The 19,109-nt window shown below is 41.3% G+C and carries 15 protein-coding genes, 1 other RNA gene and 1 pseudogene; all 17 read right to left on the bottom strand.

Going from position 1 to position 19,109, the window contains the following annotated elements; translation table 11 throughout:
* Positions 1–135: 135 nt before the first annotated feature.
* The 17 genes and pseudogenes from LC455_RS15340 to rpoN all read right to left on the bottom strand — a co-directional run bounded on the left by LC455_RS15340 (position 136) and on the right by rpoN (position 19,104).
* Positions 136–1,482, bottom strand: coding sequence for a gluconate:H+ symporter (locus tag LC455_RS15340; RefSeq protein WP_223592054.1), 1,347 nt, complete (start codon positions 1,480–1,482; stop codon positions 136–138).
* Between the two features lie 574 nt (positions 1,483–2,056).
* Positions 2,057–3,442 (bottom strand): annotated as a pseudogene (larC, locus tag LC455_RS15345) (nickel pincer cofactor biosynthesis protein LarC).
* Positions 3,439–4,197, bottom strand: coding sequence for a nickel pincer cofactor biosynthesis protein LarB (gene larB, locus LC455_RS15350; RefSeq protein WP_223592055.1), 759 nt, complete (start codon positions 4,195–4,197; stop codon positions 3,439–3,441). Before larB ends, larC begins: the two are co-directional and overlap by 4 nt.
* A 647-nt stretch (positions 4,198–4,844) precedes the next feature.
* Positions 4,845–5,180: a transfer-messenger RNA gene (ssrA, locus tag LC455_RS15355) on the bottom strand.
* 157 nt (positions 5,181–5,337) lie between these two features.
* Positions 5,338–5,805, bottom strand: coding sequence for an SsrA-binding protein SmpB (gene smpB / locus LC455_RS15360; RefSeq protein ID WP_223592056.1), 468 nt, complete (start codon positions 5,803–5,805; stop codon positions 5,338–5,340).
* 252 nt (positions 5,806–6,057) lie between these two features.
* Positions 6,058–8,439: a ribonuclease R gene (rnr, locus tag LC455_RS15365; RefSeq protein ID WP_223592057.1), complete on the bottom strand. Its 2,382-nt coding sequence runs from the start codon at positions 8,437–8,439 to the stop codon at positions 6,058–6,060.
* A gap of 14 nt (positions 8,440–8,453) precedes the next feature.
* Positions 8,454–9,200 (bottom strand): alpha/beta hydrolase, encoded by a 747-nt coding sequence (locus tag LC455_RS15370; RefSeq protein ID WP_223592059.1) that lies wholly within the window; start codon positions 9,198–9,200, stop codon positions 8,454–8,456.
* A 136-nt stretch (positions 9,201–9,336) separates the two neighbouring features.
* Entirely contained in the window at positions 9,337–9,570 is a 234-nt protein-coding gene (gene secG / locus LC455_RS15375; RefSeq protein WP_223592061.1) for a preprotein translocase subunit SecG, read from the bottom strand.
* A gap of 105 nt (positions 9,571–9,675) precedes the next feature.
* Complete coding sequence (locus LC455_RS15380; RefSeq protein WP_223592063.1) at positions 9,676–10,218, bottom strand: DUF6241 domain-containing protein; 543 nt, start codon at positions 10,216–10,218, stop codon at positions 9,676–9,678.
* Between the two features lie 124 nt (positions 10,219–10,342).
* Positions 10,343–11,641 carry a phosphopyruvate hydratase gene (eno, locus tag LC455_RS15385; RefSeq protein WP_223592065.1) on the bottom strand — a complete coding sequence of 433 codons (1,299 nt, stop codon included), beginning with the start codon at positions 11,639–11,641 and terminating at the stop codon, positions 10,343–10,345.
* A 25-nt stretch (positions 11,642–11,666) separates the two neighbouring features.
* A complete protein-coding gene (gpmI, locus tag LC455_RS15390) occupies positions 11,667–13,199 on the bottom strand; it encodes a 2,3-bisphosphoglycerate-independent phosphoglycerate mutase (RefSeq protein WP_223592066.1) in 1,533 nt (510 codons plus the stop codon).
* Positions 13,192–13,953: a triose-phosphate isomerase gene (gene tpiA, locus LC455_RS15395; RefSeq protein ID WP_223592068.1), complete on the bottom strand. Its 762-nt coding sequence runs from the start codon at positions 13,951–13,953 to the stop codon at positions 13,192–13,194. The genes gpmI and tpiA overlap by 8 nt, the downstream gene beginning before the upstream one ends.
* A gap of 28 nt (positions 13,954–13,981) precedes the next feature.
* The gene (locus tag LC455_RS15400; RefSeq protein ID WP_223592069.1) at positions 13,982–15,166 is read right to left on the bottom strand and encodes a phosphoglycerate kinase; all 1,185 of its coding nucleotides are present in this window, start codon (positions 15,164–15,166) and stop codon (positions 13,982–13,984) included.
* 124 nt (positions 15,167–15,290) lie between these two features.
* Positions 15,291–16,298, bottom strand: coding sequence for a type I glyceraldehyde-3-phosphate dehydrogenase (gene gap, locus LC455_RS15405; protein ID WP_223592071.1), 1,008 nt, complete (start codon positions 16,296–16,298; stop codon positions 15,291–15,293).
* Positions 16,299–16,350: 52 nt separating this feature from the next.
* Positions 16,351–17,373: a sugar-binding transcriptional regulator gene (locus tag LC455_RS15410; RefSeq protein WP_223592073.1), complete on the bottom strand. Its 1,023-nt coding sequence runs from the start codon at positions 17,371–17,373 to the stop codon at positions 16,351–16,353.
* A 135-nt stretch (positions 17,374–17,508) separates the two neighbouring features.
* The gene (locus LC455_RS15415) at positions 17,509–17,760 is read right to left on the bottom strand and encodes a glutaredoxin family protein (protein WP_223592074.1); all 252 of its coding nucleotides are present in this window, start codon (positions 17,758–17,760) and stop codon (positions 17,509–17,511) included.
* A 15-nt stretch (positions 17,761–17,775) separates the two neighbouring features.
* Positions 17,776–19,104, bottom strand: a complete 1,329-nt coding sequence (rpoN, locus tag LC455_RS15420) for an RNA polymerase factor sigma-54 (RefSeq protein ID WP_223592076.1) — start codon at positions 19,102–19,104, stop codon at positions 17,776–17,778.
* Positions 19,105–19,109 lie beyond the last annotated feature (5 nt).

The raw sequence follows: 19,109 nt of genomic DNA on the forward strand, positions 1-19,109 counted from the left end.
CAACACATTAAAAGTATAAGCTAATTTCTATTAAAGTAAAAGCAGGCAATAATTAATTTGCAATATTCGCAAATTTTTTGTCCATTAAAAAAAGAAACCATTTTATATAATCTATAAAATGGCCCCTTCTCTATTTTATAAGAACATATCTAATATTAAAGTGAAGACTAATCCTGATACACCAACTATTGTTGAAAGCACCGTGTAAGTTCCAAACGCTTCTTTAATGTTCATGCCTAAAGATTCTTTAACCATCCAGAATCCTGCATCGTTAACGTGTGACGCGATCGCACTTCCTGCACCAGTTGCAAGTGCAACAAGTTCCAAGTTAACATCCGGCATAGTGGCAAGCAATGGAAGTACTAATCCTGGAGTTGTTAAGGTAGCAACCGTTCCCGATCCCAAGCAAACCCGCAGCAACGCAGCCACAATCCATGCGAATAAAATCGGTGACATTTGAGTACCTTCGAATAATTTAGCGACATAATCACCAACGTGACCATCAATAAGCACTTGTTTTAACGCACCGCCGCCGCCGATAATTAAAAGCAGCATTCCTAAAGCGTTTACTGCTGAGGAACAAGAATCCATCAACGTCTTCACTGGAATTCTTCTTTGTAATCCCATCGTGTAGACTGCGAATAGAACGGAAAGCACCATAGCAGAGTCAGAGTTCGTAATAAAGCGAATAAAGCCGACTACAGCATTATCTTTAAATCCTAAGGCTGGCTGGGAGATATCCACAATGGCACCAATAGACATTAAGATAACAGGGAATAAAGCAGTAAAAACAGAGATTCCAAAACCTGGTGTTTCTTCTAATTTAAATGATTTTTGTACACCAAATGACTCACTGCCTTGACTTAAGAATGCCGAAGGCACAATTTTTTGAGCAATCCTAGGATACCAAATACCTGCAATAATAACAGTTGGAACGGCAACGATGATTCCGTAAAGTAACATGAGACCAACATTGGCCTGATATTCTGCTGCAACAGCGATTGGGCCAGGATGCGGAGGCAAGAAAGCATGTGCCGCCAGGGCAGCTGTTACCATTGGGAGACCTAATTTTACAATGGAAACTTTTAATTCTTTTGCAATCGAGAAAATAATCGGGATTAATAATACAATGGTAACTTCAAGGAATAAAGCGATACCACAAATGAATGAAGCGACTAAAACCGCCCATTGAATTCTTTTTTCGCCGAATTTGTCAATTAAGGTTGTAGCGATTCGATGCGCACCACCTGCATCGGCGATTAATCGACCAAGCATGGCACCAAGTCCAAAAATGATTCCAATATGACCGAGTGTTCCGCCTAAACCGGTTTCAATTGAATGTACAACTTCCTTCATTGGGATTCCTAATGCTAACGCTACAAGATATGAAACAATGATTAATGAAACAAATGTGTTCAATTTGAAGCGCATAATTAAAATAAGTAATAATAGTACCCCTAATGCAATTATTACTAAAGGCATAATTGTTTTCCCCCATCTTCTTTTTTTTTTATAAAAATATTAGATGATTTCTTTTACATATGACGTATATCGATTGTTCTTACATACAACGTTTCTGCCCCCTACCAAATGACTCTCAGCACGTTTGGAAATGCTTTCATCAAAGCGGATAAAAATATCAGGAGTTTAGACTCACTGATCTTTATCCCTATTATTCGCTTGAGTTAGAAATGTTGTTCTATGAAACTATATTTTCTAAGCCTAATGATAAAATTGCAACATTTTTATCAGGCTTGATTATAGAATTTTTAAGAACTGTCGTATATCGCATCAAATGTTAACGTTATCATTTTATAATCTTCATTAAAAGTTGTCAATAGGACAAGTTATATTATTTTTTGTTAGTTTTTTCAACAAATTTCATTTTAAATGAAAGGTCACCTCTTATTCTCGCAACACAATTGGGCGAATTGACCTTTCATCGTTTGTTGAACTATTTTTATTTTCTCCTAAAAATCTGCAAGGTATTACCAGCTATTAATGATAAAAAAAGCGGATAAAGGCACGAAACCTTTATCCGCTTTACTGTACATTTTTATGCATCTTGATCGAGTTTCTTCCAAACCTGCTCATAAACTTGTTTCAATGGGATACGATGAAGTTTGGCTATTTCTTTACACTCCTCATACTCTGGCGCTCTTTGGACAAGCAGGCCTTGATAATACCCTTCTTTCACCGTCAAAGGGCCCCACACGGTTTCGACACGCTTAAACTGTCTCTCAAGCCGATGGACCGTTAAGGGATAATAGCGTATCCCTAAAGTGGTGGTTTCGTTAAATAATATTTCTTTCATTTTTTCTAATTTGTGTCGCGAGGAAAGAAGCTGCAGCATAACTCCCGGCCGGTTTTTTTTCATATAGATGGGGGTATAAAATACATCGTTCGCCCCTGCTTCAAAAAGTAAATCCATGACATAACCGAGCCATTCACCCGGTACATCATCAAGATTCACTTCCATCTTGACCATTTCATCATCAATATGTTCGTTGTTATGAGGATGTGAAACCAATTTTACTCCTCCTACGGCCTATTCTCCAACAATGACACGGAGTACATTTGGACGGTCTTTAAAAGTTTTTGTTCCAGCACCATACCCAATTGATTCTACTTTCATAGATGGAATCGCGCAAAATTCTTCTGCCAGCACTACTACTATAGCTGCACCCGTTGGGGTTGTAAGTTCAAATCGCACATTGCTTTGTTCAATCGGTACACCTTTTAATACCTCTAGTGTGGCTGGTGCTGGAACTGGATATATACCGTGATCAATATGTATTTTTCCTGAGCCTACAGGAACAGCTGAAGATTTTATTTTCTTAATGTCTAACTGATGAATTAAGATGGCAGCTCCAACAATATCAATGATTGAATCGACTGCACCTACTTCATGAAAATGAACTTTTTCTAATGGCATACCATGAATATGCCCTTCTGCTTCACCAATTTTTCGAAAGATTTTTAATGAAGTCTCTTTCACTTCAGGAGCCAAATCTGATGATTCAATCATTTTTACAATATCACTGTATGAACGGTGATGATGATGATGATGGTGATCATGTGCATGATGGTGGTCATGCTCGTGATGGTGATCGTGTGCATGATGATGGTCATGCTCGTGATGGTGATCGTGTGCATGATGGTGATCATGCTCGTGATGGTGATCGTGTGCATGATGATGGTCATGCTCGTGATGGTGATCGTGTGCATGATGGTGATCAGTTTGTGCTAACACTACATCAAACTTAGTACTTGTGATTCCGTTCTTCACGATTCTCTTCCACGTCAATTGATATTCATCTTCAAAATTAAGCTTTTTTAATTCATTTTCTAAAACAGCCGGATCCGCCCCTGCATCTAAAAGCGCTCCAATGAACATATCACCGCTGATTCCTGAAAAACAATCGATATAAAGTGTTTTCATCCCCTGTTTCCTCCTTTTCTTGCGATGTTATCAATTAGTACCGCATTGTAAGCAGCACCAAATCCATTGTCGATATTTACAACACTGATGCCAGACGCGCACGAATTCAACATGGTCAATAACGCTGATAAACCATGGAAATTGGCGCCATAACCAATGCTGGTTGGAACGGCAATGACCGGATGTGATACAAGTCCCCCAACGACACTTGGCAACGCGCCTTCCATTCCTGCTACTACTACTGAAACAGTCGCCTGCTGGATTTGTTCAATATTATCAAATAATCGGTGAATCCCAGCAACACCGACATCATAAAAGCGGCGTACTTCACTTCCTAATGCCTCTGCTGTTACTGCTGCTTCCTCTGCCACTCGTAAATCTGATGTGCCAGCACAAACAATGGCTACGTACCCTTGAAAAGAATCCTTACTATTTTTGTTCTCTTTCCAGAAGAGAATCTGTGCTGTTTCATTATAGATAAATTCAGGATGCTCACGAAGGATAAAATCAGCTTTTTCTTCTGAAATCCGTGTAACCAAGACATCATTACCTTTTAATTTGATGGCTTGAATGATGGAAAGGATTTGTTCTTTCGTCTTCCCTTCCCCATAAATTACTTCCGGAAACCCTTGGCGATTCTTGCGATGATGATCGACCTTGGCAAAGCCTAAATTCTCATATGTGGCTAACTTATCTTTCGCCTCTGAAACACTTAATTTGCCCTCTTGGACTTGCTGCAATATCTCTTCCAGCATTATTTTCACACCCTAAACAATCTGTTTTCCGAATCCATATTTCCTATTATTTTCCTTGACAGATTCAAAAATACTTTGAGTATTTTTATAGCCCCCCAATTATAGAATATTTTTTGGTAAATACATAGCCAAAAGATTCTCCTTTTTACTTTGGTTTTGTCAATTCTCTGTTTCTTAGAGTGAACATAAAAAGAAATCTAGCCTTATGGTTACTGGAAAACGATTAAAAGTTTACTCCAAGGAACGGTAAATATAATAAGGAATTACTTAAAAAGAAAATAGTTTTTAGGAGGATTTTTTTCGAATATAAAAAAGACCAGCCTTTGAGACTGGTCTTGTATCCACCTATGTATGGTGGAGACGGCGGGACGTGCGTTTCCATGCTTTCGTCATGGCACTGACTATATCTTGAACCTGCTAATGAACAGGTCCTCCGGCGTCTTATGCGAAACATATATTTGCCTTTGAAAGGCCAAATTTCGCATCCTAGTACTGCCACTTAAACATGGCAGCCTATAAGTCGATACACGGCTGTTGGATTACTCCACATACCGCTCGGCATTGCCTTATCGCCATTTTAGCGACTTAGGTTTCACCGATAAAGCCGGATTTTCACTTGTGTGTTACCACACAAGGCGACTAATTACTAATCGAACCCGCGTCCAAAGATATCGGCACTTAAGCTTCTACGAGTGTAGTCGACATATTCGCGTTTCGCTGAGCCATTTGCCTATCGACAGGCGTCCGGTCAGCTAGTCTGGTTGTTCTCTTCCTTCGCCCTCAGACGGTGGACTCCGGCGTAGCCTACTAAGAGTGAGTCCGCTACCCTACCACATAGGCGATGGAGGGGCGAACAGCTATGCAGTATTAAGCTGCGAAAGCTAAGTTGTTGTTAGTTTTGCCAGTTATAGGCGTTGACGTTTTAACGAGGCCGATCCCCTCGACTCGCAACCCAAGCTCGAACTACCCCTGTCGAATCCGTAGCGTCCCCATTATAAAATGTGCTAAATCAACTTAATGATTCTAGCAGACGATATCGGATGCTCAAGTAAGTTGTTTGAGCAAAAGATTGTGTCGCAACTTAGCGACAAACTTATTATAACACACTGTACGCATTTTTCAATTGTAATTATTTGTAAGTTACATTTTCTGACGATCGCGGAATGCCCGCTCAATCTCACGCTTCGCTTCTTTTTGCTTTAACGCTTCACGCTTATCATAATTTTTCTTACCTTTTGCCAGGCCGATTAACACCTTGCAGAAACCATTTTTCAAATACATTTTCAATGGAACAAGTGCATATCCCGCTTCTTTTGTTTCTCCGATGAGCTTGTTGATTTCACGTTTATGAAGCAATAGCTTCCTTGTTCTCAATGGGTCGTGATTGTAGCGATTGCCCTGCTCATATGGGCTGATGTGCAATCCAATTAATACAGCTTCTCCATTCAGAATTCGAGCATAAGAATCCTTAAGATTGATTTTTCCCGCTCGAATGGACTTAATCTCTGTCCCCTGAAGAACTATTCCGGCCTCATATGTTTCTTCAATAAAGTAATCATGGTAAGCCTTTTTATTATTCGCAACGACTTTCCCTTCACCTTTTGGCATATTTTTCACCTCAATTTCATGGGTTAATTGTAGCAGAACCAAAGAATCTGCACAATAAATAACACGTTATCTCTTTAAAGGAGCCTTTACTGGTAGGAATTTTTATTTTCTCGCCCAAAATCTTATTTTGCTCGCAATTTTTCATGATTTACTCGCACAATTTCTCATTTTACTCGCCAAACTCCTCTTATTCTAAAAAAACAATTAAAAGAGAGCCTTTTCAATCTCAGGCCCTCCCTCATTTTAAAAATTTCACTTGTTTTTCCGCTTGGTGCTCTTGTTTTTTGGGACATTTTCGTAAAATTTACGTTTCTTTTTCGACTTTTTGCCTTGACCGCCGCCGGCTTCGGAATTGCCGCCCTGATTTCGGCCTTGATTGTTGTGGTCCTTGTTCCGTCCGCCTTGTTGCTGCTGTTTGTTCCGGCGCGGCTTATTGGTATCACTGCCGGTTTTAAAAACTTTTGGTGTTTCTGAACGATCCCGTCGCGGTGTCCCCTTCATGCCGACAATTTCAAAATCAATCACACGTTCTTCCTTATTAACCTTTACTACACGAACAGTAATCTCATCGCCGATACGGAACACATTTCCTGTCCGCTCGCCAATCATCGCATAATGGCGATCATCAAATCGGTAATAATCATCGGTCATATAGCTGACATGGACAAGACCCTCGATGGTATTCGGAAGCTCGACAAACATACCAAAATTGGTCACTGAGCTGATAATGCCGTCATACTCAACACCAATCTTATCCTCCATGTATTCGGCTTTCTTCAATTCATCCGTTTCGCGCTCGGCATCGACGGCACGGCGCTCCATTTTTGAAGAATGCTGAGCAATTTCCGGCAATTGGGCATTCCATTTTTCCCGGGTGGCTTCGTCCAGCTTCCCTTCAATCAAATAAGTACGAATCAAGCGATGAACGATGGTATCAGGATAGCGGCGAATCGGCGAGGTGAAGTGAGTATAAAACTCGGTTGATAATCCGAAATGCCCGAGACTTTCTGGATCATATTTCGCCTGCTGCATTGAACGAAGCATCACGGTTGAAACAACCATTTCCTCTGGTTTTCCTTGAACCTCTTCGATAATTTCCTGCAAAGCCCTAGGATGAACATCGTTAGCAGTTCCTTTTACAATGTAGCCAAAGTTCGTGATAAACTCAAAAAACTTCCGCAGCTTATCTTCCTTCGGATCTTCGTGAATTCGATAAATAAACGGTACTTCCATCCAGTGGAAATGTTCAGCGACTGTTTCGTTTGCCGCTAACATAAACTCCTCAATTAATCTCTCGGCCACTGAGCGCTCACGAAGAATGACATCCGTTGGCTTGCCTTCCTCATCGACAAGCACCTTTGATTCTTTAAAATCAAAGTCAATTGCCCCGCGCTTCATCCGTTTATTTCGAAGAATCGCCGCGAGCTCTTCCATTAATTCAAACATCGGGACAAGCGGTTCGTACCGTAAGCGAGTTTCTTCGTCCTTATCAATTAGGATCCGGTTCACATCATGGTAGGTCATCCGCTCAGTTGTTTTAATTACACTTTGAAAAATTTCATGCGAAACGACCGCGCCTTCAGATGTTATTTCCATTTCACATGATAAAACCAGCCGGTCCACTTTTGGATTTAACGAACAAATTCCGTTCGATAAACGATGTGGAATCATCGGGATAACCCGGTCTACTAAATAGACACTCGTCGCTCTGTCTGCCGCTTCTACGTCAATAGGCGAACCTTCTTTTACATAATAGCTGACATCAGCAATATGGACACCGAGCTTATAATTGCCGTTTTCAAGCTTCGTAACGGTGACGGCATCATCAAGATCCTTCGCATCAGCGCCGTCAATCGTCACAATCGTTTCATTGCGAAGATCACGGCGGTTGGCCAATTCACTTTCATCAATGGTGTCTGGTGTTTCATTTGCCTGCTTTAGTACATCGTCTGGAAACGCCATCGGCAGTCCGTGCTTATGTATGACAGAGAGAATATCTACGCCCGGATCGTTTTTGTGGCCGAGAATGGTGATGACTTCACCCTCTGCACTTTTTCGACCTTCCGGATAGGTGACCAGCTTCACCACTACTTTATGACCCTCGACCGCTCCCTTAGAGGCGGATTTAGGGATGAAAATATCACTGGCAAATTTTTTATCATCGGGAATGACAAACCCGAAGCTTTTGCTTTCCACATAAGTTCCGACTACTTGCTGGACGCCGCGCTCAATAATGCGGATAATGCTTCCTTCCCGACGCTGACCGGACGATTCTGAAGAAACACGAGCTAAGACCGTATCGCCATGCATCGCCGTGTTTGTTTCATTTGGCGGGATAAAAATGTCATCCATCCCAGGTTCATCGGGAACGACAAATGCAAAGCCTTTCGCATGCCCTGTCAGCTTACCGCGGATTAAATTCATTTTTTCCGGCAAGCCGTAACGGTTGCTGCGAGTCCGGACCACCAGCCCTTTTTCCTCCATTTGCACGAGGGCTTTGACAAATTCCTTAAAGGCACTTGAATCTTCAATGCCGAAAGCTGCTTCTAGCTCCTGGACCGTTAATGGCTTGTATGCCTCATCTTTCATATATTGCAAAAGCCTGTCAACGTGCTTTTGTATGTTTTCTTCCAAATAAATCTCTCCTTTTAATCGCGCCAGTCCAGTTTTTCTAAAAAAGCGAAAACATCCTCGTGAAGCTGGTCGCGTTCCTTATCAAGCGTAATGACGTGACCCGACTCTTCGTACCATTTGATTTCCTTTTCAACTGACTCGATTTCGTTATAAATAATATTGGCACTTTCAGTGTTGATCATATTGTCGTGGCGTGCTTGGACCACAAAGGTTGGCGCATAAATCATATCTACATTATCGCGAACCTCAGCGATTAATGCCTGCAGCGCTTTTAAGGTGTTCATCGGCGTTTTTTTAAACTCGTTCATTTCCAATTCGATTTGCTCGTCTGTTTTTCCTTCCCGTTTCTTAAATTCCCAGGCATAATCGAGAACTCCCTCGTACATCACTTCTTCACTTTTTATATACATCGGCGCACACATTGTTACAATTCCTTTTATAGGTACAGTGTATCCTAATTTCAAAGAAAATACGCCGCCAAGAGAAAGTCCAGCCACCGCAATCTCTTCATGGCCTTTATTTTTCAAAAATTCATAGCCTTTTAGAACGTCCTGCCACCAATCCTCAGGGCCGGTGTGAACGAGTTCTTCAGGCGGGACCCCATGCCCTTTGTAATGCGGCGCATGGCTGGTGTAGCCCTTTTTTTCAAGGAATCGTCCCAGCATCCGGACATCCGCAGAATTGCCTGTGAAACCATGCAGCAAAAGGACAGCTCTCTTTCCTCCCTCAAAGGTAAATGGCTTTGGTAAAGTAACTCTCATGCAAAAAAACTCCTTCTATATGATTAGCTTATCTTAGTTTAAGCAAAGCAGTGGTGAACATTCCAGAAAAAAGCCTTGAACGGCCCTTTTCACACAAAAAAACCTGACCCAAAGGCCAGGTTTTGCATTTTTACTATTAAATTTTGAAGTAAGTAACAGCAAGAGCAAGCAGGAAAAATAAAACAGATAATACAATCGTAATACGATGTAAAATCAAATCAATTCCACGTGCTTTTTGCTTACCGAATAGGGATTCAGCACCACCTGAAATGGCACCAGATAATCCAGCGCTTTTACCTGATTGTAGTAATACAACAATAATAAGTCCAATACTTACGATTACTAATAATGTTACAATTAATGCATGCATGAAGGCCACCTCCTGTTAGAACGTACATTTCACAGTATTCTTAATTTACCATATTATTTCCCTTTTAACAATAGGAGTTATCGTGACAGCTTTTGGGAATGCCGTTTATTGTTTAACTTTAAAATTCTCTTCGATAAAATCTCTTTCTTCTTTGGAGGAGGCAATTCTCTTTGCTTTCCCGATTGTTCCCTCCTGAAGGTCCCAGATTTCATTATGATCCTCGTCGACACGGGAAAAATCACCTTTTGCCCAACGACTTAAAATATCGTTATAAACATGAGTGTATTTATAATTTGATCGATTTTCATTTACTACATCCAATAACCGATTTACTCGCTCATTCGTTAAAGGAATGGCACCCCACTTTTTATCAGCGATGACTTTTTGATGCGACATTTTGTGGATAGAATCCATGAAGTCTTTTTCGCTCATAGTTAACGGAAACTCTTTAGCAATTTCTTCACTGTTTTTATCATGGATTTGAATTACGGTTTCTCCTTCGTCCGTTTTTTGTACTTTTACAGTTACCGCATCCTTTTGAATTGGCATTGCTCCTTTTGAAAAATAATAAATAAATCCCAAAGAGAGAACAGCAAAGAGAATAATGATTCGTTGTGTCCGTGATAGGTTAGAAAAATATTTTTTCATCTTTGTCTCCCCAGTTTTTTTGTTTATTTTTATATTAAACATGAACTGGTTATTTCCCTGCTTTTTTATTCCAAAAATAAGCAAAACCCCTGCCCATTAAGAGCAGGGGTTATTTTTATAAAAATTACTTCTTAAGATTGTAGAATGATTTAAATCCGTTGTATTGGCTTGTTTCACCTAATTGGTCTTCAATGCGAAGCAATTGGTTGTACTTTGCCACACGGTCTGTACGTGATGGAGCACCAGTCTTGATTTGACCTGCGTTCGTTGCAACAGCAATGTCAGCAATGGTGTTGTCTTCTGTTTCACCAGAGCGGTGAGAAATTACAGCTGTGTAGCCAGCGCGTTTTGCCATTTCAATCGCATCAAACGTTTCAGTAAGTGTACCGATTTGGTTCACTTTGATAAGGATGGCGTTGCCAATTCCTTTTTCAATACCTTCTGCTAACTTTTTCGTGTTAGTAACAAATAAGTCGTCACCCACTAATTGAACTTTTTTGCCAAGACGCTCTGTTAATAGCTTGTGGCCTTCCCAGTCGTTTTCGTCTAAACCGTCTTCGATAGAGATGATTGGGTATTTAGAGCAAAGTTCTTCGTACCAATCAACCATTTCTGCAGATGTCTTTACAACGCCTTCGCCTGCAAGATGGTATTTTCCATCTTCTTTATTGTAGAACTCGGAAGATGCAGCATCCATTGCCAGCATTACTTCTTCACCAGGCTTGTAGCCGGCTTTTTCGATAGCTTCTACGATGGTTTGAAGTGCTTCTTCGTTTGAACCTAAGTTTGGTGCAAAACCGCCTTCGTCACCAACAGCAGTGTTAAGGCCTTTAGATTTTAAAACTGATTTTAAGCTGTGGAAAATTTCAGCACCCATGCGAAGTGCTTCTTTAAAGTTTGGAGCACCTACTGGCATAACCATGAATTCTTGGATGTCCACATTGTTATCCGCATGTTCGCCGCCGTTTACGATGTTCATCATTGGCACTGGAAGCTGCTTCGCGTTGAAGCCGCCAAGGTATTGGTACAAAGGAATATCTAAGTAGTTTGCAGCCGCATGAGCAACTGCCATAGAAACGCCAAGGATAGCGTTGGCACCTAACTTACCTTTGTTGTCAGTGCCGTCAAGCTCGATAAGGGCGTTATCAACAGCCACTTGATCAAGGACGCTGAACTCTTCGCCAACAAGCATTGGAGCAATAATTTCGTTTACATTGTCAACCGCTTTAAGAACGCCTTTTCCAAGGTAGCGCTCTTTGTCGCCGTCACGAAGCTCAACCGCTTCGTATTCACCAGTTGAAGCACCGCTAGGAACTAAAGCGCGTCCAAAAGCACCGGAATCAGTGAAAACTTCAACTTCAACAGTAGGGTTACCGCGGGAATCTAATACTTCACGTGCATATACATCAGCAATAAATGGCATTTGTTTTTCTCTCCTTAAAATTGGATTATTTTAATAACGATGTACCAGTCATTTCTGCTGGTTTTTCAACATTTAATAAGTCTAACATGGTTGGCGCTAAATCCCCAAGAATTCCGCCTTCACGTAATTCTACACCTTGTTTTGTTACGATAACCGGTACTGGATTTGTTGTGTGAGCTGTCATTGGCTCGCCTTCTAACGTTACTACTTCGTCGGCATTGCCATGGTCAGCTGTAATGATGGCTGTGCCGCCTTTTTCAAGGATTAAATCGACAATTTTACCTAAGCACTCATCTACTGTTTCGATGGCTTTGATAGTCGGCTCCAGCATACCTGAGTGTCCAACCATATCTGGATTAGCAAAATTTAAGATAATGGCATCAAATTTATCATTTTGAATTTCGTTTAAGAGCGCGTCCGTTACTTCATAAGCACTCATTTCCGGCTTAAGGTCATAGGTTGCAACCTTTGGAGAGTTGATTAAGATCCTCTCTTCGCCAGGGAACTTATCTTCACGGCCTCCGCTCATAAAGAAGGTGACATGCGGATATTTTTCTGTTTCCGCGATGCGCAACTGCTTTAAATTATTTTGCGACAGCACTTCACCTAATGTATTGTCTAAGTTAGTCGGTTTAAAGGCTACATAACCATTGACCGATTCGCTGAAGTGGGTTAAGCAAACAAAGAACAGATTCTTCGGATGCTTTGGCCCGCGGTCAAACGCGCGGAAATCTTCGTTCGTGAATGTGTTGGAAATTTGAATTGCACGGTCAGGACGGAAGTTATAGAAAATAACAGCATCATTGTCCTGAATCGTAGCAACCGGCTGACCATCTTCTTTTGTGATTACGGATGGAAGCACGAATTCGTCAAAGATTCCATGAGAATAGGAATCCTCCACAACCTCTAACGGATTGCTATAAGATGGTCCCTCACCGTATACCATGGAACGATAGGACTTCTCGACGCGCTCCCAGCGCTTGTCCCTGTCCATAGAATAGTATCTGCCAGAAATGGTGGCAAACTCACCGACACCATACTCCTTCATTTTATCCAGTGTCTGCTGAATATATGTTGCAGCAGTCTTTGGACCGACATCACGGCCATCAAGGAATGCATGAACATAAACTTTTTCCACGCCTTCTTCTTTAGCAAGCTTAAGCAAAGCAAACATATGGCTGATGTGGCTGTGAACACCACCGTCAGACAGTAAACCGAATAAATGAAGGGCTGTACCGTTCTTCTTCACATGCTCCATAGCGCCGGTGAAGGTTTCATTTTTTTCAAACTCCCCTTCGCGGATCGCAATGTTCACACGTGTTAAGCTTTGATAAACTATGCGGCCGGCACCGATGTTCAAATGACCAACCTCAGAGTTTCCCATTTGTCCTTCAGGAAGACCTACCGCTTCACCTGAAGCGGTTAAGTGGGAATGTGGGTAGGTGCTCCAAAACCGGTCAAAATTTGGTTTTTTCGACTGTGCCACGGCGTTCCCTTTTGTTTCACCCCTGCATCCAAATCCATCAAGGATGATGAGTGCAACTGGAGATTTACTCATACTTACCTGCCTCCAATAATTGCAGGAATGATTGTGCGTCAAGGCTGGCGCCGCCTACTAATGCACCATCAATATCTGACTGTGCCATATATTCTTTAATATTTTCCGGCTTCACGCTGCCGCCATATTGAATTCTCACTGCATCGGCAACATCTTGTGAAAATTGCTGGGCAATTACTTGACGGATATGGGCACATACGTCATTGGCATCTTTAGAAGTGGAAGACTTACCTGTTCCAATTGCCCAAATTGGTTCGTAAGCAATGACCGTTTGTTTCACTTGATCCTCTGTTAAACCAGCTAGTGCCTTCGCAACCTGGTCACCAACTAATTGGTTTGTTTCACCGTTTTCACGCTGTTCTAACGTTTCGCCGCAGCAAACGATTGGAGTTAAGTTGTATTTAAAGGCCGCAAGAGTTTTCTTGTTAACAGAATCATCAGTTTCATTGAACATTTCACGGCGTTCAGAGTGTCCAATAATCACATATTGTACGCCAAGGTCAGCAAGTGCCTGAGGGCTGATTTCTCCCGTAAACGCACCGCTTTCTTCAAAGTGCATGTTTTGGGCACCTATTTTCACATCGCTGCCTGCAGTTACTTCTAAAAGATTTTGTAAAAATAAAGCAGGTGCACAAATAACAGAATCCATCTTGTCAGGAGCAGGTACAAGTCCTTTTACTTCTTCTGCAAAGCTTTTTGCTTCCGAAATAGTTTTGTTCATTTTCCAGTTTCCTGCAATAATCGGTTTACGCATGGAGGCACATCCTTTCTGGTGAAAAAAATTATTTATCGTTTAAGGCCACAACGCCTGGCAATGCTTTGCCTTCCATAAACTCAAGTGAGGCACCGCCGCCTGTGGAAATATGGCTCATTTTTTCCGCTAAATTAAACTTTTCAACTGCTGCTGCAGAATCTCCGCCACCGATAACAGAATAAGTGCCTTCTGCTTCAGCAAGTGCTTCTGCTACCGCTTTTGTTCCACCAGCAAATTTATCGATTTCAAACACACCCATAGGTCCGTTCCAAATCACTAGCTTGGATTTTTGAATGACATCACGATAGATTTCTGCTGTTTTTGGTCCAATATCAAGGGCTTCCCAGTCAGCAGGAATTTCTTCGATTGAGACTACTTTAGTGTTAGCATCTGCAGAGAAATCATCAGCAACAATGGCGTCAACTGGCATGTAGAAGTTAACACCTTTCGCCTTTGCTTTTTCCATAAATGACTTAGCAAGGTCGATTTTATCTGCTTCTAGCAGAGATTTACCAATTTCATGTCCTTGTGCTTTTACAAATGTATAAGCAAGGCCGCCGCCGATAATTAAGTTATCTACTAATTCAAGGAGATTTTCAATGACACCAATCTTGTCCTTTACTTTTGCACCGCCGATGATCGCTGTAAAAGGACGCTCTGGATTGGAAAGAGCCTTGCCAAGAACTTCAAGTTCTTTTTCCATTAAAAAGCCAGATACGGCTGGAAGATAATGGGCCACTCCTTCAGTTGAAGCATGGGCACGGTGTGCAGCGCCAAAGGCATCATTCACATAAACATCAGCAAGTTCAGCAAATGCTTTTGCAAGTTCCGGATCATTCTTTTCTTCACCAGGATAGAAACGGACATTTTCAAGCAAAAGAACGTCGCCTTCGTTCAAGGTATCGATCATCGCCTTAACAGAATCACCGTAAGCTTCATCCGCCTTTTTCACTTCTTTGCCAAGAAGATCAGACAGTCTAACACCAACTGGGGTTAAGCGCATTTCTTCGACAACTTTACCCTTTGGACGGCCAAAATGGCTCGCTAAAATCACTTTTGCACCATTGTCTACTAAATACTGAATCGTTGGCAATGCCGCACGGATTCGTGTTTCATCCGTAATTTTTCCCTCTTGCATTGGAACGTTGAAATCAACCCGGCAAAATACGCGTTTGCCTTTTACATCGACATCTTTTAAGGTTTTCTTGTTCAAGTAAAGGACCTCCTACATATGTAAGTGACTTAATAATAAAAAAGGAGAGGGGGAATCCTCCCCACTCCCCTTGGAATACCATTAACCATTATAAAGGATTTATCGTTGGAAATTCAATCCAATATTATAGGCCTTTTGAAGCAATGTAATCTACTAAGTCAACAACACGGTTTGAGTAGCCAACTTCATTGTCGTACCAAGATAATACTTTTACCATGTTACCTTCAAGAACCATTGTAGATAATGCATCGATTGTAGAAGAAGCAGTGCTTCCGTTAAAGTCTGTAGATACTAATGGAAGCTCAGTGTAAGCTAAAATGCCTTTTAATGGGCCTTCAGCTGCCGCTTTTAAGGCTGCATTGATTTCTTCAGCTGTTACTTCTTGGTTTAATTCAGCAACTAAGTCCACAACTGAAACGTTTGGAGTTGGAACGCGCATTGCCATACCGTTTAATTTGCCCTTTAATTCTGGTAAAACTAGAGCAACCGCTTTTGCCGCACCCGTTGTTGTTGGGATCATGTTTTCAGCAGCAGCACGTGCACGACGGTAGTCTTTGTGCGGAAGGTCAAGAATTTGTTGGTCATTTGTGTATGAGTGAACAGTAGTCATCATACCGCGCTTGATTCCGAAAGTATCGTTTAATACTTTAGCAAATGGCGCTAAGCAGTTTGTTGTACAAGAAGCGTTTGATAGTACGTGGTGGTTAGCTGCATCGTACTTGTCTTCGTTAACACCCATTACGATTGTGATATCTTCGTTGGAAGCTGGAGCAGAAATGATAACTTTCTTAGCACCTGCTTCAAGGTGTTTCGCAGCATCTTCACGCTTTGTGAAACGTCCAGTTGATTCAACTACTACATCCACACCAAGGTCGCCCCAGCCAAGCTGTGCAGGGTCGCGTTCAGCGATAACCTTTACTTTGTGTCCGCCAACTACTAGGTATTCACCGTCAACTGTTACATCTTCAGCAAGTGTTCCGTGAACAGTATCATATTTTAAAAGATGAGCAAGCATATTTGCATCTGTTAAATCGTTAATTGCCACGATTTCCACATCGTTATGTTTTAATGCCGCACGAAATACGTTACGACCAATACGTCCAAATCCATTAATACCAACTTTAACTGCCATGATAAAATTCCTCCTTTTATTTGGGTAAAGATGTATATTTTTTTAAAAGGATTTACCCTTTCAATAACCTGGTTGCGACACCTTCATCGGTAATTAAAATCGTCGATGCCGGCGCTTGTTTCATATAGGCTTTGATGGCTTTTGCCTTAGAGGCTCCCCCTGCCACCGCAATCACGTTTGGAATGTTTGCTAGGTCTTCAAGCTGGAGACCAATCGTCAGAACCTTGTGGACAATCTCGCCTTCTTCATTAAAATAGTAACCAAATGCTTCAGAAGCAGCTTGCTCCTGTTCAAGCTTTTTTAAGATAGCAGGACTGCTTTTTCGCCTTTTGGCCATTGTGATAGCATCCCCTATTCCATGGAGTACCATGCTTGCTGATCTAATTAGGTTTAAAACCTCATGAATGTCAGGTTCTTTAATCAGCGATTCATAAATTTCCATACTGACTTGGTCAGGAACATAAAAGACGCGATGCTTTGATTGAGTGTTTTGAGACATAATCGAGCTGATCGTGTTTGCTTGATTATGTACATCCTCCCCTACTCCGCCGCGGGCCGGAACAAACAATAATTCCTTATTCGAAAGCTCTGGCGAAAGCCTTTCTGCAACAGCCGCCATTGTAGACCCGCCTGTTACTGCGATGATATTTTTTCCTTCAAGAAGCTTTTTCATGCAAGCTGCACATGCCTTGCCAAGCTCGCCTTTAACCATGGACGACTCATCACTGTCACCGGGTACAATAATGACTTTTCGAATGCCCAACCGGTGTTTTAATTCCAGCTCCATGACATCCATACCCTTTAATTCACGCATGAGACCTTCCAAATCTTCTAGTAAATTTTTCCCTTCGTCAGTCAAACTCATTCCTACATTGTTAATGTAAATAAGATTCTGATCTTTGAGGAAGTCTACTTCACTACGAAGAATTCTTTCGGTAAAGCCAAGGCTGACTGCTAAACTTCTTCTTCCTACTGGCTGCATAAATCCTATGTAACGCAGGATAGAATAGCGTTTTTGCAGAACCTGAAGGAAATCGGGTAATAATCTTTTAGTGATATCGATGAATGACTGCATGATTTACCATGCTCCTTTATAATATGTTGTTGGTCAAAAAATGTCCACCCTAGACATATTATGTCCCACCTGATTCAAAAAAAAATCACCCTTGCTACATTTTTTATTGTAACAGGAGTGAAAACCTATTTCAACTTATAAATCCGCCTTTTTTTCCTGTAAACGGTTACTTATGTCAAATTTGTTAATCATCCCATAGGCAACCTCTTCCCCATCGAGATGAACAACCGGAATCATCAATCCATAAAGCTCGGTTAATTCATCACTTTGCTCAATATCGATTTCTTTGAGTTCGAAATCCCACTCCTTTTTAAGCTCAAGAAGCTCTGCCTTTGCCTTCTCACAAAGCGGGCAGCGATTTCTAGTATATAACGTAATTTGCGGCATTGATTTTTTCCTTCCTTAATTAAATCTTTTTCTTTTGGATGAGGACGGAATCCCCAGTTGGTCGCGGTATTTGGCAATGGTCCGCCTTGAAACAACGATTCCCTCTGCCGTCTTCAATTGGTCCACAATTTCCTGATCTGATAACGGTTTTTCTTTATTCTCTTTTTCTATCAACCTGCTAATAGCATTTTTAACTTGGGTGGAGGAAGTGTTTTCATCCTCTGAAACCGTTTGGATTGTACTGGTAAAAAAGGATTTTAACGTTACGGTTCCTACTGGCGTTTGCACGTATTTTTCCCTTACAGCACGGCTGACGGTAGATTCATGAATGTCTAGTTCTGCGGCCACTTCCTTCATCGTCATAGGCACTAAATATTGCGCACCTTTTTGAAAAAAAGCAGGCTGCTTCTCGACAATCTTTGCTACAACCTTCGTCAGTGTCTCCTTCCGCTGTTCAATGCTCTTTAAGATCCATTGGTAATCCTGAAATTTTTCTTGTAAAAAACGGTTTACCTGAGTATCCTGGTCTTTGAATTTTTTATAGTACGTTTCATTAAAGCTTATCCTTGGAATCGGATCATCAAACATCCGAACCGTTAAACCATCCTCAGTTTGTTCGATAATTGCATCGGGCGTAATGTAGGCTGCGCTAGCGGTTCCCCCGGTTAAAATCGCTGCAGGCTTTGGATTAAGAACCTGAATCTCATCGAAAACATCTTGAATTTCCTTTAAAGTGACCTGAAGCTCTTTTGAAATTTGCTTCCATTTCTTTTCAGCAAAAGGAACAAAATAGTTAGCAATAATATTTAGGGCAAGCTCATTATTAGGATTTTGATAATAAATTTGCATCAAGAGGCATTCTTGAAGATCTCTTGCGCCTATTCCTGCTGGCTCGAGCGTTTGCAGAACGGCTAAACATTCTTCTACTAAATCCTCTGATACCTTTAAGTATTCAGCAATTTCACTGAAATCACCCAAGAAGTAACCGTTTTCATCAAGATTCTGTATAAGATGACGAATGACTTTTAATTGTTCCGCAGACAATTTTTTTATGTTTAATTGAGAAATTAATTGCTCTTCTAACGAAAATTTCTTTTCCGCAATTTGGTCAATCCAGTCTTTTTCTTCTTTTTGGTATTTTCGGCGATTTCGATCGATTAGGGGATTCATCGGCTTTACATTCTCATGCTCCACTTGAATAAGGGGATTTTCTAGCGCCTTATTTTCTAAAAAAGCTGTCAGTTCCTGCGCTGAATATTGCAATAAGGCAATCGCCTGGGACAATTCCTGCGTCATCGCGAGTTTTAATGTTTGCTGTTGCCATAATCCTGCCTTTAAATTCATGTTAA

Source organism: Neobacillus bataviensis (assembly GCF_019969725.1).